This is a genomic window from Mesorhizobium sp. P160219 (assembly GCF_057786095.1).
Genome location: NZ_JBYNWG010000001.1, coordinates 6,365,266 through 6,379,966 on the forward strand (window position 1 = coordinate 6,365,266; position 14,701 = coordinate 6,379,966).

Sequence of the window (14,701 nt, forward strand, 5' to 3'; positions counted from 1 at the left end):
CGTTCGTTCCTACAATTCGCCGTGGCCGACATGCGCGCCGGCCGGTTGGTTGCAAAGCCTCTGGCCCATCGCCGCAAAAGGCGCGACGAGCCGAATGCGCTCCTCTACACTTGCGGCGGGGCGAAACAGCTCGCGATACGCCATGTTGCCGATCGTGAGCTGAAACGGATCGGTCGTTACGATGACGCTGCGCGCATCGAATGTGTCGTCCTCGCCGAGATCGGAGGGCCTGTTCTCCATGAAGATGACCACCTTCTGGCCACCGCTCCACACGCATGCCAGAATGCCGGCGTCGATCGAAAACGGCCAATTGGCTTCGTTGCCGGCGCGGCTGATCGGCTGCGTCCGCACCTCGTCCGGTGACGGAAAATGGAACAGGTCCTGCTCCCCCGCCAGCACCAGCGGCACCGCTACAGCCAGTTCCACCATCATCAGTGCGCCACCGCCGCCGCTGCTGCCTCGTCGATGAGGCGCCCGGTGCGGAAGCGCTCGATGGTGAAGGGCGCGTTGATCGGATGCGGATCGTCCTTGGCAATCGTGTGGGCAAAGACATGGCCTGAGCCGGGCGTTGCCTTGAAGCCGCCCGTGCCCCAGCCGCAATTGACATAGAGGCCTGATACCGGCGTCTTGGCCAGGATCGGCGAACGGTCGGGCGTCACGTCGACGATGCCGCCCCACGAGCGCAGCATCTTCATGCGGGTGAAGATCGGGAACATCTCGCAGATGGCGTCCAGCGTATGCTGCAAAATGTGCAGGCCGCCGGTCTGCGAATAGGAGACATACTGGTCGGTACCGGCGCCGATCACCAGTTCGCCCTTGTCGGACTGCGAGATGTAGGCGTGCACCGTGTTCGACATCACCACGCAAGGCACCACCGGCTTAACCGGCTCCGACACCAGCGCCTGCAGCGGATAGCTTTCCAGCGGCATGCGCACGCCGGCCATGTTCATGATCACCGAGGAATGGCCTGCAGCCACCACACCGACCTTCTTGGCGCCGATGAAGCCGCGCGTCGTGTCGACGCCCATGACCGCGCCATTGGCCGCCCGCTTGACGCCGGTGACCTCGCAATTCTGGATGATGTGCACGCCGCGCGCCGAAGCGCCGCGCGCATAGCCCCAGGCCACCGCATCGTGACGCGCCGTGCCGCCTCGCCGCTGCAAGGCGGCGCCGACAACGGGATAGCGCGCCTGCCTGGAAATGTTGAGCGGCGGGCAGAATTCCTTCGCCTGCTCGGGCGTCAGCCATTCATTGTCGATGCCGTTGAGACGGTTGGCATGGACATGGCGCTTCAGCACCTGGATGTCGTGCACATTGTGCGCCAGCATCATGACGCCGCGCGCCGAATACATGACGTTGTAGTTGAGTTCCTGGGAGAGCCCATCCCACAGCTTCAGCGCATGGTCGTAAATGCCGGCGCTCTCGTCATAGAGATAGTTGGAGCGGATGATGGTGGTGTTGCGCCCGGTGTTGCCGCCGCCTAGCCAGCCCTTTTCCAGCACCGCGACATTGGTGATGCCGTGCACGGTGGCGAGATAGTAAGCGGTGGCCAGGCCATGACCGCCGGCGCCGACGATGATGACGTCATATTCCTTCTTCGGTTCCGGCGAGGACCATTGTTCCTCCCAGCCCTTGTGGCCGCGCATGGCCTCGCGGGCGATGGCGAATACCGAATATTTTTTCAACGTTCCAGCCTCGCAAATGGCGGTGGGGTATTTTACGCAGCCCCGGCGCGCGAGGTGTATCACTAGCGAAACGGCGCTTCCACCCTTGCGCTGTTTGCGACGGCGCTTGCCGTTTTGCGCCGCGGTGGAAAAGACCTGCCCGGGCTGGCAGGCATGGCTGCGTTCGGACACACTGGCGATCGCGAGACTCTGGAGGACGTATATGGGCAACGCCTGGTGGAATCTGACCTTGCGTTTCCTGCTGGAACTTGCCGCCTTGCTTGGCCTCGGCTTTGCCGGCTGGAGCCTCTCCGGCGGATGGTGGCGCTGGGTCCTCGCCTTGGCCTTGCCGTTCATTGCAGCTGCGCTGTGGGGAACCTTCGCGGTGCGCGGCGATCCGAGCCGGTCCGGACGCGCGCCGGTTCCTGTACCAGGCGCAGTCAGGCTGGTGCTTGAACTGGCCATCCTGTTTGGCGGTGCAGCCGGATTCTATGCCGCCGGTCACACGACTACGGGCGTTGTCATCACGCTGCTCATCGCCATCAGCTACGCATTTTCGCTCGATCGCCTCGGCTGGCTGCTGAAGCAATAGTCCGGCGCGCGGCGCTTGTGCCGCTGCGAAGCCATTCAGCAAGTCGAGCACGTATCGGGTGGCTAGCACCGTCTCGAACTGCGATCAACATCCCGGTTGCCGGCACAGCCGGCGCGATGAAAGGATGTAAGAAAATGTTCGCACTCGCCAATAAAGCCGCCATCGTCACCGGCGCCAGTTCCGGCATCGGCCGCGCCACCGCAAAACTCTTCGCCGAAGAAGGCGCCAGGGTCGTCATCGCCGCCCGCCGCCAGGCCGAACTCGATGCGCTGGTCGTCGAAATCGAGGACGCCGACGGCACGGCAGTCGCGCTTGCCGGCGATGTCCGCGACGAAGCCTATGCAAAAGCCCTCGTCGATCTCGCCGTCGAAAAATTCGGCGGGCTCGATATCGCCTTCAACAATGTCGGCTCCGTCGGAACGATGGGTCCGATTTCGGAACTGTCGCTGGACGGATGGCGCGAGACGCTCGACGCCAATCTGACCAGCGCCTTTCTCGGCGCGAAATACCAGGTGCCGGCGATGGTCGAACGCGGCGGCGGATCGCTGATCTTCACCTCGACCTTCGTCGGTCACACAGTCGGCATGCCGGGCATGACCAGCTATGCCGCGAGCAAGGCCGGACTGATCGGCCTGACGCAGGTACTGGCCGCCGAATACGGCCCCAGGGGCGTGCGGGTCAACGCGCTGATGCCGGGTGGCACCGACACCCCGTCGGCAACATTCAAGACGCCGGAATCACGCGCTTTCGTGGAAAACCTGCATGCCTTGAAACGTGTCGCTGTGCCTGAAGAGATCGCCCGCGCTGCGCTCTTCCTGGCATCGGATGCGTCGAGCTTCACCACAGGATCGGCGCTGTTTGCCGATGGCGGCGTCTCGATCACCCGGACGTGAAGCATTTCGCGGGTCATCGCCCGCGCCGATCAGCCATAGAACCCGAAACCGGACTTGCTTTTTCCACGCGATTTGGCGATTCGGTTTCGGGTGAGGAGGACGGACATGCTGCTGATCAGGACCTATGTCGCCCAGAGCGCAATCGAAGGCGTCGGCGTGTTCGCCGCCGAGCCGATCAGGAAGGGCGCCTCGATATGGCGGCTCGATCCGGATTTCGACCGGCTGATCCCGATGGACAAATACGAGGCGGCGCCGCCGCACCTCAAGGAATTGCTCGACCGCTATGCCTATCCGAGCCCCGACCGTCCCGGCTTCATGGTCTATGAAGTCGATAATGGCCGCTTCATGAACCACGCCGAGCGGCCGAACACGGATTTTTCGCAATATGGCGGCGCCACGGCCACCCGAGATATATCAGCCGGTGAGGAAATTACCTGCGATTACGGCGAATTCTTCGAGGATTTCGCACGGCTCCATCTGGCCAGCGCCTAGTTGGCGCCCTATCTCGGGGCTGCCGTGGCAAATTGGCGGTTGTCCTTCATTTCCAGTGTGGACAGCGCGGCCTGATTCTGCTATCAGCCGCCACAATTCGTGGTGTAAAGCGCCGCGGAGGCATGTGGCTATGGCCACTTGCCTGTTGATATCAAACCCGAAAGACAGGATTGCCCGTGCAGGTACTCGTCCGCGACAATAACGTTGATCAGGCGCTTCGCGCTCTCAAGAAGAAGATGCAGCGCGAAGGCATTTTCCGCGAAATGAAGATGCGCGGCCATTACGAGAAGCCTTCCGAGAAGCGCGCCCGTGAAAAGGCCGAAGCCGTTCGCCGCGCCCGCAAGCTGGCCCGCAAGCGCGCCCAGCGCGAAGGCCTGCTGCCGATGACGCCGCGCCCGGTTGCTGCCGGCGCCGCCGGTGGTCCTGGTGGTGCTCCGCGTCCACCGCGGTTCTGACGCCAATTTTTCGTCCTTTTCGAAGGATACTCTGAGGTGGCGCGATGCGGAATCGCCGCCACCTTTTTGTTTGGAGCGCCGCCATTCTGTTAGAGGCCGTTCCCTTGAACGCGCAAACGGCGTTCTAGATTTTGTTACGACAATCTGTGACCCGGCCCGGAGGGGGACCTGGACGGCGCGGCTGAAGTGAGGACAGGGCAGACATGAACGCAATCGGCGTAGAGCGCAGAACCACAATGCGCGGTTTGGCCCTGGCGGCAGCCCTGATGTCCGGCCTGGTGCTGGCCGGTTGCCAGAGCGTTCCGACCGGCGAATTCAACAACATCGACAAGGCGCAAGGCTCGAGCGAGAACATCTCCTCGCTGTCGGCGGTGATCCAGCGCAATCCGCAGGATCCGGAAGGCTACAATGTGCGCGGCTCGGCCTATGGCCGTGGCGGCCAGTATCAGGCGGCGCTGAAGGATTTCGACACCGCCATCCAGCTCAACCCGAATTTCTACCAAGCCTATTCGAACCGAGCGCTGATCCAGCGCTTCCTCGGCAACCAGGCGGCCGCCCTTGCCGACTACAACCGCTCGATCCAGATCAATGCAAATTATGACGCCGCCTATATCGGCCGCGGCAACCTTTATCGCAAGGCAGGCCAGACCCAGCAGGCCTTCAACGATTTCCAGAAGGCGATCCAGCTCGACACCACGGATGCCCGCGCCTACCACAATCGCGGCCTGATCTATCAAAGCCAGGGCCAGCACAAGTTTGCCATCGAGGATTTCTCGACCGCCATCTCGCTGGCGCCGGACGCCGCCGAACCCTACAACGGCCGCGGCCTCTCCTATCTCGCCATGAATGACGAGGACAACGCCTTCTCCGACTTCAACATGGCCATCAAACTCGACGGCAAGAACGCCGAAGCCTGGTCCAACCAGGCGCTGATCTACGAGCGCCGCGGCGACAAGGTCAAGGCCTCGAAGGCCTACCGCGAAGCCGTCCATCTCGACCCGACCTACCAGCCGGCCAAGGACGGCCTGTCGCGCACATCGGGCGCCACCGCCGGCTGAGATGCGGCCGGCGCGCCGCCATCCGCGGCCTTTTATAACAACGTTCCATTCCTGATGCGGTGCGCCGCGTGAGCGGTTTCTCCCCGGGAAAGCGCAGAGCGCTTCCGCTAGGGATGCGTGTCCAGAAAACCCCACTATCACCCAATCTTAACCACCGGGGCAAAGCGTTAACCCCTGCCTTGATCGCGCCAAGTTTTCAGCGGAACGCTCCGGGCCATTCAACCGTTGTTGAAGGCATTTTCGAAAGGACTGACCCATGATCAAGAAAATCATCTGTGCCGCGGCACTTGCCACGACGCTGCTTGCCGTTCCCGCCAGCGCCGGCAAGCTTCAGCTCGGCACGCTCGATTGCACCATCGACGGCGGCGTCGGTTACGTCATCACGTCGAACAAGGGCGTCGACTGCACGTTCCGCCCTTATCACCATGGGCCGTCCGAGAAATACACGGGGATGATCTCCAAGCTCGGGGTCGATCTCGGCCAGACGCATCAGGGCCAGCTGGTGTGGGCGGTTCTGGCCGCCACCCGCGGCCATGACGAGGGCGACCTTGCCGGCCATTATTACGGCGTCAACGCCGAGGCGAGCGTGGTGACCGGCGGCGGCGCCAATCTGCTGGTCGGCGGGCTCGACGGCGCCTTTGTGCTGGAGCCGCTCAGCGTCCAGGCGCAGACCGGCGTCAATGTAGCGGTCGCCGTGACCTCCCTGGAGCTGATCCACTCGTTCAAATAAGCGTCGGCAAATAAGGATCGACTGATCCCTCTACGCGCGGCGCGGAACAGGTTACTGTTTCGCGCCGTATGCTTTTTGGGGGATCCGCCGTGCTGAAACCAGCCATCGCCGCCGCTATCACCATCATCTGTACCGCCCAGGCCCAAGCGCAAGACCAGGGCATCGAACTCGGTGTGCTCGATTGCGCCATCGGCGGCGGCACCGGCTTCGTTTTCGGCTCCAGCAAGGATCTGAGCTGCACCTTCACGCCGGCCGACAAGAGCTTTTCGCCGGAAGCCTATTTCGGCGCCGTCAACAAATATGGGCTCGACATCGGCACCACCAAGCAGACCGTCATGCAATGGCTGGTGCTGACGCCGCTGAGGAACATCTATGCGCCCGGCGCGCTGGCCGGCGACTATATCGGCGCCAGCGCCGAAGTGACCGCTGCGGTCGGCGCCGGCGCCAATCTCCTGGTCGGCGGCTCCTCGCAGGCCTTCACCCTGCAGCCGCTCAGCCTGCAGACGCAGACCGGTATCAACATCGCGATCGGCGTCAGCCAGTTTCAGCTGCGCAGCATTGAGAACTGACCGGCGCATCAAGCGGAGAGGCTTCCGGCCAATCTCGACCGTTTGCACTTCGATAAAAAGCCACTTGAGCTCAACTGCGCTTGAGGTTTTACAACTCGCCTGACTGAAACAGCGCGCATGGCCCCGCCGGAAAGCCCCCACTGGCTTCTGGCGCCATGCGCCGGCATCGAGATATGCAAAGGCAGGGTAAAAGAATGACTGAAATCACCAGCAACAAGGTCGACTGGCGGGCATTGTGGGCAAGCGGCGACCTCGCGCGCTTCTGCTTCATCAGCCTCGGCATCCTGCTGCACGCCACCAACGAGACGATGGTGGCGACGGTCATGCCGGCCATGGTCGGGGACCTCGCCGGTGTGCAGTTCGTCGGCTGGTCGCTGGCCGTCTACGAGCTCGGCGCCATTGTCGCCGGCGCAGCGGCCGGGCGGCTGGTCAGCTATGTCGCTCTACGCTCCAACGTCACGGTCGCCGCCCTGCTCTATGCCGTGGGCGCCCTGATCTGCGCCACCGCGCCGTCCATGCCAGTGTTTCTTGCCGGCCGTCTGGTCGAGGGGCTCGGCGGCGGTGCGCTGGTGTCGCTGGCCTTCGTCTCGGTCGAGCGGCTGTTTAACCGCAACATCTGGCCACAGCTGTTCGGCATAATGTCGGCGATCTGGGGCGTCGCCGCGTTCAGCGGCCCGATGCTCGGCGCGATCATGGTCGAGCTCCTGTCCTGGCGCTGGGCCTTCGGCGTCTTCGTGCTGGGTGGCATTGCCATGGCATCGGCAAGCTTCATCGTCCTGAACACGCCGGAAGCGACGAAGCCGCAAGCCGCCGCCGGCACCTCGCCGCCCTTCCCCTATGCAGCACTTGGCTGCCTCGCCATCGCCGTCGTGCTGATCGCCACCGCAGGCGTCGACGTCGCCTTGCTTCGATCGTCGCTGCTGCTGATCATCGGCCTCGCCGGCCTGGCGCTGTTCGTTTTCGTCGACGCCATTAAGCCGCAATCGCGACTGTTCCCGTCGGGCCTGTTCTCATGGCGCTCGCCGGTCGGCAGCGGCATGACCATGGTTGCCGCCTTCTCGGTGGCGACAGTCTCTTTTTCCATCTACGGGCCGCTTCTGCTTACCACGCTGCACGGCATCCCGATCCTGACCACAGGCTACATCATCGCCGCCGAATCGATCGCCTGGTCAATCCTGTCGATCGCCGTCGCCAATGCGCCGCTGCAGCGCGAACGGCAGATCCTCGTCATCGGCGCGCTGATGATTGCAGCCGGCCTCGCCGGTTTCGCCTATGCCATCCCCGCCGGCTCGATCCCGCTGATCCTGCTCTGCGCTTTGTTGCAAGGCGGTGGCTTCGGCGTGTCATGGCCCTTCCTGACCCGCATCATCGTCGCCTCGGCCCGCGACAGCGAGCAGACGATCGCCTCGGCCGCCGTGCCGACCATGCAGCGCATCGGCTACGCCGTGGGCGCCGCCATGGCCGGCATCATCGCCAATGCCAGCGGCTTTTCGGACGGGCTGAACCGCGAGGCAGCAGCGCACGTCGCCGGCTGGCTGTACCTGGCCTTCGTGCCACTTGGCATTGTCGGTTGCCTGGCGGCGTTGAAGATGGCTTTGGAGGCACGCCGGCCGCAACTGGCGCCAGGCTGAGGGCACGGCCGATCGAGAATTTGGCGACAGCATTCCGCCGGCGCTGTCGACGTCAAATGCCCTCGGCCACAAGGCTGCTTGCAAGACCATGGCCTGCCCGATTGCGGAACCGGCGGCCGCTCAGGCTTGCAAACGCTCGGCGATGAGCGCGGCGAGCCGCGCCGCCACCTCGCCCTTGCCCATCTCAGGCCATTCCTCGACACCGTCCTTCGAGACGATGCGCACCTTGTTGCGGTCGCCGCCCATGACGCCGGTGGGGCCGACGCCGCTTTCATGCGAGACATCGTTGGCGACAATGAAATCGGCGCCCTTCTTCTTCAGCTTGGCCTCGGCATTCGCAATCAGGTCCTGGGTCTCGGCGGCGAAGCCGACAACCAGCCCCGGCCGTTGCCCGTGATGACCGACGCCGGCGAGAATGTCGGGGTTTTCGACCATTTGCAGCGCCGGTGGGCCCTGGCCCGCCACCTTCTTGATCTTCTCGCCGGCCGTGCCAGCGGTGCGCCAGTCGGCGACGGCAGCTACGAAGACCGCGGCGTCCGCCGGCAACAACTGTTCGACGGCCGCCTTCATCTCGGCCGCGGTCTCGACATGCGTCGTCACAACGCCGGCCGGATCGGCAATGCTGACCGGACCGGAGATCAGGCGTACATCCGCGCCCAGTCTTGCCAGCGCTGCCGCAATCGCATGGCCCTGCTTGCCCGAAGAGCGGTTGGCGATGTAGCGCACCGGGTCGATCGGCTCATGCGTCGGCCCCGAGGTGACGATGATCCTGCGGCCGGCCAGCGGCTTCGGCCTGCTGTCGAGCAGTGCCTCGATCACTGCCACGATGTCCAGCGGCTCGGCCATGCGGCCTTCGCCCACCTCATTGCTCTCGGCCATCTCGCCCCTGGCCGGGCCGACAAAGGCGATGCCGTCCTTGGCGAGCGTCGCCCGGTTGCGGCGCGTCGCGGCATGCGACCACATTTTCGGGTTCATCGCCGGCGCCATCAGCACCTTCTTGTCGGTGGCGAGCAGCACCGTCGAGGCCAGATCGTTGGCATGGCCGTTGGCGAGCTTGGCCATCAGGTCGGCGGTGGCCGGCGCCACCACCAAGAGGTCGGCCTCGCGCGACAGGCGGATATGGCCAACATCGTGCTCGTCACTGCGGTCGAAGAGTTCGGTGAAGACATGGTCGGCCGAAAGCGCGCCGACCGAAAGCGTGGTGACGAACTCCTGCGCCGCCGATGTCATCACGACGCGCACCGCCGCACCGCGCTCGCGCAGCCGGCGGATCAGGTCGAGCGCCTTGTAGGCGGCGATGCCGCCGCCGATGATCAGCAGGATGCGCTTGCCGTCGAGGGTTTTGTGCGTTTTTGTGGATTGACCTCGCTGGGACAGATCGATGTCAAAACCTCCATGAGGCTCAACCAAGCGGCGGATTGTTGCATAGAGGGTTTCGCTCTCGGGCATGCCGGCTTCCGCCGACAGCACGCTTTTGGCAAGCGCATCACGCGCCTCTTCCTCCATCGACACCCCGCGCGCCGCAGCGCGCTCACGCAATTTCTGCTTCACGTCGTCAGCTAGATTGCGGACAGTAATGGTGCCCATGACTTGCTCCGCGACATCAATAGCGCGACTGCAACGCTAGCACCACAGTTGCTAGCGTTGCAAGCGATCAGAGCAGCTTCCACGCGATATACACCAGCGTCAGCGCGATGACCCACAGCGCCATGCGGCCGGAGCGGGTGTAGCGCGCTTCGGCCTTACCGATGGCGCGCGATGTCGCTTCGTCGAAGCGCAGGCCGTGTTCGGCCATAAAATCGATCTCGCGCGACAGCCGTTCGGTGCGGGCGGCAAGATCGGGCGCTTGGCGGGCCAGCGCCAGCAGCGCCTTGGCGCCGTCGCGCGCGTCCATCAGCAGGCCGCTCGGGCCGAGATTGCCGGCGATCCACTGGCCGACCACCGGCTCGGCCGTCTTCCACATGTTGAAGGCCGGGTCGAGCGTGCGCGCGACGCCTTCGACCACCACCATGGTCTTCTGCAACAGGATCAGTTCCGACCGCGTGGCCATATCGAACAGTTCGGTGACCTCGAAGAGCAGCGTCAGAAGCTTCGCCATCGAGATGGTTTCAGCCGGCTGGCCATGGATCGGCTCGCCGATCGCGCGAATGGCCTGCGCGAAAGCCGCGACATTGTGCTGACGCGGCACGTAGCCGGCCTCGAAATGCACCTCGGCGACGCGCAGATAGTCGCGCGTGATGAAGCCGTAGAGGATTTCGGCGAGGAACCGGCGCTCCTTCTTGCCGAGCCGTCCGGCAATGCCGAGATCGACGGCGACGATATTGCCATTGGCCTCGACGAACAGATTGCCTGGATGCATGTCGGCATGGAAGAAGCCGTCGCGCAGCGTGTGACGCAGGAACGACTGGATCAGGTTGGTGGCGATCGCCTTCAGATCGTGCCCCGCCGCCGCGAGGCCGGCGATGTCGTTCATCTTGACGCCGTCGACCCATTCCATGGTCAGCACATCGCGCCCGGTGCGCTCCCAGTCGACCGACGGCACGCGGAAGCCCGGATCGTCCTTGGTGTTTTCGCCCAGTTCCGAAAGTGCGGCCGCCTCGAGGCGAAGATCCATCTCGATCTTGGTGGTCTGCGCCAGCGTCTCGGTCACCTCGACCGGCCGCAGCCGGCGCGACGACGGGATGTATTTCTCCTGCAGCCGAGCGGCGAGGAAATAGCTTTCGAGATCCTGGAAGAAGCGGCGGCGCACGCCAGGCCGGATCACCTTCACCGCCACCTTGGTATCGACACCGTCATGCATGGCTTGCGCGGGATGAACCTGGGCGATGGAGGCCGCCGCGACCGGCCCGCCGAACTGCGTATAGAGTTCGCCGATCTTGCGCCCGAGCGAGCCCTCGATCGCCGCCACCGCTTCCGCCTGCGAAAAAGTGTGCATCTTGTCCTGCAGCATGGCGAGGTCGAGCGCCATGTCGTTGCCGACGACATCAGGCCGCGTCGCCAGGAACTGGCCGAGCTTGACGTAGGAGGGTCCGAGCCGGACCACCGCCTTGGCCAGCCGGTCGCTGCGCTCATAAGCGAGCGCGCGGCGGCGGGTGAAGAGCCGGGCCATGCGCCAGCCGAATTTCGGCAGGCCGCCGAGTTCGTCGCCAGGCAATGCTGCGATCACGCCTTCGCGAACCAGCACCCAGCCGGCCCGTGCGAGCCGAAAGGCGGCGCCGACGCTGCTCATCGCCTACCCTGCTGCTGCAAACTGTGGTGCCTCAAAGCTTCCAGCCCGAATGCAGGGCGGCAATGCCGCCGGAATAGTTGCGGAACGACACGCGCTCGAAGCCCGCGCGGGTGATCATGGCAGCAAAGTTCTGCTGATTGGGAAATTTGCGGATCGATTCGACCAGGTAGGAATAGGGTTCGCCCTCGCCCGTCACCATCTTGCCGATCTGCGGAATGGCGTTGAACGACCAGGCTTCGTAGACCTTGTCCAGCAGCGGCATCTCGACCTCGGAAAACTCCAGGCACAGGAACCGTCCGCCGGGCTTCAGCACGCGAAAGGCTTCCGTCAGCGCGACATCGATGCGCGGCACGTTGCGGATGCCGAATGCGATGGTGTAGGCGTCAAAGGTGCTATCGGTGAAAGGCAGTTCCTCGGCATTGGCCTCGACGAAATCGGTGTTGCCGGACAGGCGCTTTTTCTCCGCGCGGTCACGGCCGACGCTGAGCATCGAGCCGTTGATGTCGAGCACCGTGGCATGCGTGTTGCCATGGCTGGCGTCTACAATGCGGAAGGCGATGTCGCCGGTGCCGCCCGCCACGTCAAGCACTTTCCAGCCCGGACGTTTCGGCGGATTGAGCCATGTCACCATGGCATCCTTCCACAGCCGGTGCAGCCCGGCCGACATCAGGTCGTTCATCAGGTCGTAGCGGTTCGCCACCTTGTGGAAAACATCGTTGACCAGAGGCTGCTTGTCGCCTGGCCCTACCTTCTTGAAACCATAGGAGGTTTCCATGCCGCCCGCGGCCGTGGTTCTCTCAACTGACATTATTTTGATCCGTCATAAAACCGGCGGGACCATAGCCGATCGATGGTGCGGGCGCTATTGTTTAAGGCGCGGTGTTCGGCCGCGCTTCCAGGTGGTGGGCTTTACGGCCTGGACTGATGAGACGGGATAACTGCATGCCTTTGAAAGCAGAACTGCACTGCCACATCGAGGGGGCAGCGGCGCCCGAACTCGTCATCCGTCAGGCGCAGAAATACGGCAAGGACACCTCGCTTTATATCCAGAACGGCTCCTTCGTCTGGCATGATTTCACCTCGTTCCTGGCGGCTTATGATTTTTCCGCCGACCTGTTCCGCACCGAGGAGGATTATGCCCGCCTCGCCGACCATTATCTGACCAGCCTTGCCCGCGACGGCGCCATCTATTCCGAGGTCTTCACCTCGCCCGACCATGCCGTCAGGGCCGGCCTGTCGCCCAAGGCCTATACCGATGCGCTCGGCGAAGGCATGCTGCGCGCCAAAGCCAAGACCGGCATCGAGGGCCGCATGATCGTCACCGGCGTACGCCATGTCGGCGTCGAGTCGATCGAGCAGGCGGCGCGCTTTGCGGCGCGCTGCGGAAATCCGCTGGTCACCGGCTTCGGCGTCGCCGGCGACGAGCGCATGGGCGAGATGGAGGATTATGTCAGGGCCTTCGAGATCGCCCGCGAAGCCGGCCTCGGCATCACCATCCATGCCGGCGAGCTGACCGGATGGGAGACGGTGCAGGCCGCACTCGACCATATCCGCCCGTCGCGCATCGGCCATGGCGTGCGCGCCATCGAAAACCCCGATCTGGTGCGGCGCATCGCCGATGAGGGCATCGTGCTGGAATGCTGCCCCGGCTCCAACATCGCGCTCAAGGTCTACGACAGTTTCGCCGATCACCCTTTCCCTGCGCTGCAGGCAGCCGGCTGCAAGGTGACGCTGAATTCTGACGACCCGCCCTATTTCTGGACTTCGCTGAAGCGCGAATACGACATCGCCGCCGAGCATTTCGCCATGAACGAAAAGGCGCTGGCCGCCATCACCCGAACCGCGATCGAGGCGGCTTTCGTCGACAGGAAGACGAAAAGCGCGCTGCTTGCCCGGCTCGATGCGAAGAGGTGAATGGTGAATGGTGAATGGTGAATGGTGAATGGTGAATGGTTTGCCGGCTCTTCGGCCTGTCAACCGCAATGATCGATCCATCGGGACTCGCAAACCTGCTCACTATTCACTATTCACTATTCACCATTCACTGGAGCAACCCATGCAGGGCGTCACCGTCGTCGACCACCCGCTTGTCCAGCACAAGCTCACCATCATGCGCAAGAAGGAGACGTCGACCGCCGGTTTCCGGCGGCTGCTGCGCGAGATCTCGCTCCTGCTCGGCTACGAGGTCACCCGCAACCTCGAACTGACGACGACGACCATCGAAACGCCGATGGAAACCATGGAAGCGCCGACGCTGGAGGGCAAGAAGCTGGTCTTCGCCTCGGTGCTGCGCGCCGGCAATGGCCTGCTCGAAGGCCTGCTCGACCTGGTCCCGGCGGCCCGCGTCGCGCATGTCGGCCTCTACCGCGATCACGAAACGCTGGAGGCGGTGGAATATTTCTTCAAGGCGCCGAGCGATCTCGCCGACCGGCTGGTGATCGTCGTCGATCCGATGCTGGCGACCGCGAACTCGGCCATCGCGGCCATCGACAAGCTGAAGGAGCGCGGCGCCACCAACATCCGTTTCCTTTGCCTGCTGGCGGCGCCAGAAGGCATCGAGCGCTTCACCAAGGCGCATCCGGATGTTCCCGTGTTCACCGCTTCCATCGACCGCCAGCTCAACGAGAAGGGCTACATCATGCCCGGCCTCGGCGATGCCGGCGACCGCATGTACGGAACCAAATGACGGCGGCTGGCAAGGCCAGCTGACATCCAGTCGTTTACCGCCCGTTTACGCAAAGCCGCGGTTTCGGGTTGGCGTTAAAGCGGCACACACCATACGTGGGCAAGAATGGGCCTTCACGAAGGTCCATTCATGCTGCGCAAGCTTGTCATTCTGGGCGTGTTCGCCGGAACGTCGGCATCGATCCCGATCGTCTATCAGTCGAATCCGCAGATTCTCGACAACCTGTTGAAGTCGACCGTCGCCGGCAAGCCGTCCGCGCAGCCTCAGCCCGAACTGAACATGGCCTCGGTTCCCGGCAAGCCGGCCGCACCGCTGCCCACTGGGCGCAAAGTATTGGTGGCGGCTGACGAGCGCGGCCATTTCACCTCCGCCTTCAAGCTCAACGGCCGCCAGGTCGACGGCATGATCGACACCGGCGCCACTTTGGTCGCCATCAACACCTCGACGGCGCGCCGCATCGGCATCTCGCTCAACCCGTCGGACTTCAACCAGCAGGTCAACACCGCCAATGGCGCGATCAGGGCCGCCGTGGTCAACATCGATCGCCTGCAGATCGGCAAGATCAGCGTCGACAACGTCCAGGCGGTAGTGCTCGACGACAAGGCTCTGCGCACCAACCTCATTGGCATGAGATTTTTGCAGCGGCTGGCAAAATACCAGGTCGAAAACGGCACACTGTTGCTGGTGCAGTAGCGCGTTCCG

The 14,701-nt window shown here is 63.7% G+C and carries 16 protein-coding genes; 11 read left to right on the plus strand and 5 right to left on the minus strand.

Going from position 1 to position 14,701, the window contains the following annotated elements; translation table 11 throughout:
- Window positions 1–9 precede the first annotated feature (9 nt).
- Window positions 10–432: a hypothetical protein gene (locus tag AC3EMP_RS30795; protein WP_023686459.1), complete on the minus strand. Its 423-nt coding sequence runs from the start codon at window positions 430–432 to the stop codon at window positions 10–12.
- Window positions 432–1,685 (minus strand): sarcosine oxidase subunit beta, encoded by a 1,254-nt coding sequence (locus AC3EMP_RS30800; protein ID WP_023686460.1) that lies wholly within the window; start codon window positions 1,683–1,685, stop codon window positions 432–434. Before AC3EMP_RS30800 ends, AC3EMP_RS30795 begins: the two co-directional genes overlap by 1 nt.
- 202 nt (window positions 1,686–1,887) lie before the next feature.
- Between AC3EMP_RS30800 and AC3EMP_RS30805 the strand changes: the two genes are divergently transcribed.
- The 8 genes from AC3EMP_RS30805 (at window position 1,888) to AC3EMP_RS30840 (ending at window position 8,084) form a co-directional block, all read left to right on the plus strand.
- On the plus strand, window positions 1,888–2,256 hold the full coding sequence (locus AC3EMP_RS30805) for a YrdB family protein (protein WP_023683195.1): 369 nt from the start codon (window positions 1,888–1,890) through the stop codon (window positions 2,254–2,256).
- A gap of 134 nt (window positions 2,257–2,390) precedes the next feature.
- Window positions 2,391–3,149 (plus strand): SDR family oxidoreductase, encoded by a 759-nt coding sequence (locus tag AC3EMP_RS30810; RefSeq protein WP_023704048.1) that lies wholly within the window; start codon window positions 2,391–2,393, stop codon window positions 3,147–3,149.
- A 105-nt stretch (window positions 3,150–3,254) separates the two neighbouring features.
- A complete protein-coding gene (locus AC3EMP_RS30815; protein WP_023671139.1) occupies window positions 3,255–3,641 on the plus strand; it encodes an SET domain-containing protein in 387 nt (128 codons plus the stop codon).
- A gap of 176 nt (window positions 3,642–3,817) precedes the next feature.
- Window positions 3,818–4,096, plus strand: a complete 279-nt coding sequence (gene rpsU / locus AC3EMP_RS30820; protein ID WP_023671138.1) for a 30S ribosomal protein S21 — start codon at window positions 3,818–3,820, stop codon at window positions 4,094–4,096.
- Between the two features lie 203 nt (window positions 4,097–4,299).
- Entirely contained in the window at window positions 4,300–5,154 is an 855-nt protein-coding gene (locus AC3EMP_RS30825; protein WP_023714058.1) for a tetratricopeptide repeat protein, read from the plus strand.
- Window positions 5,155–5,410: 256 nt separating this feature from the next.
- Entirely contained in the window at window positions 5,411–5,884 is a 474-nt protein-coding gene (locus AC3EMP_RS30830) for a DUF992 domain-containing protein (RefSeq protein WP_023671136.1), read from the plus strand.
- A gap of 89 nt (window positions 5,885–5,973) precedes the next feature.
- Window positions 5,974–6,453, plus strand: coding sequence for a DUF992 domain-containing protein (locus AC3EMP_RS30835; RefSeq protein WP_023825171.1), 480 nt, complete (start codon window positions 5,974–5,976; stop codon window positions 6,451–6,453).
- Window positions 6,454–6,647: 194 nt separating this feature from the next.
- Window positions 6,648–8,084, plus strand: a complete 1,437-nt coding sequence (locus AC3EMP_RS30840; protein WP_023833593.1) for an MFS transporter — start codon at window positions 6,648–6,650, stop codon at window positions 8,082–8,084.
- A gap of 120 nt (window positions 8,085–8,204) precedes the next feature.
- Here the strand turns inward: AC3EMP_RS30840 and coaBC are convergent, their stop codons facing one another.
- The 3 genes from coaBC to ubiE all read right to left on the minus strand — a co-directional run bounded on the left by coaBC (window position 8,205) and on the right by ubiE (window position 12,121).
- A complete protein-coding gene (gene coaBC / locus AC3EMP_RS30845; protein ID WP_352594554.1) occupies window positions 8,205–9,671 on the minus strand; it encodes a bifunctional phosphopantothenoylcysteine decarboxylase/phosphopantothenate--cysteine ligase CoaBC in 1,467 nt (488 codons plus the stop codon).
- Between the two features lie 67 nt (window positions 9,672–9,738).
- Window positions 9,739–11,313 carry a 2-polyprenylphenol 6-hydroxylase gene (gene ubiB / locus AC3EMP_RS30850; RefSeq protein ID WP_023683189.1) on the minus strand — a complete coding sequence of 525 codons (1,575 nt, stop codon included), beginning with the start codon at window positions 11,311–11,313 and terminating at the stop codon, window positions 9,739–9,741.
- A gap of 31 nt (window positions 11,314–11,344) precedes the next feature.
- On the minus strand, window positions 11,345–12,121 hold the full coding sequence (gene ubiE / locus AC3EMP_RS30855; protein WP_023747104.1) for a bifunctional demethylmenaquinone methyltransferase/2-methoxy-6-polyprenyl-1,4-benzoquinol methylase UbiE: 777 nt from the start codon (window positions 12,119–12,121) through the stop codon (window positions 11,345–11,347).
- A gap of 134 nt (window positions 12,122–12,255) precedes the next feature.
- Here ubiE and AC3EMP_RS30860 point away from each other — a divergent pair, with 134 nt between their 5' ends.
- From AC3EMP_RS30860 to AC3EMP_RS30870, 3 genes are all read left to right on the plus strand, one after another.
- The gene (locus tag AC3EMP_RS30860) at window positions 12,256–13,227 is read left to right on the plus strand and encodes an adenosine deaminase (protein WP_023695615.1); all 972 of its coding nucleotides are present in this window, start codon (window positions 12,256–12,258) and stop codon (window positions 13,225–13,227) included.
- A 142-nt stretch (window positions 13,228–13,369) separates the two neighbouring features.
- Window positions 13,370–13,999: a uracil phosphoribosyltransferase gene (gene upp / locus AC3EMP_RS30865; protein WP_023671129.1), complete on the plus strand. Its 630-nt coding sequence runs from the start codon at window positions 13,370–13,372 to the stop codon at window positions 13,997–13,999.
- A 129-nt stretch (window positions 14,000–14,128) separates the two neighbouring features.
- A complete protein-coding gene (locus tag AC3EMP_RS30870; RefSeq protein WP_352711592.1) occupies window positions 14,129–14,692 on the plus strand; it encodes a TIGR02281 family clan AA aspartic protease in 564 nt (187 codons plus the stop codon).
- Window positions 14,693–14,701: the final 9 nt, after the last annotated feature.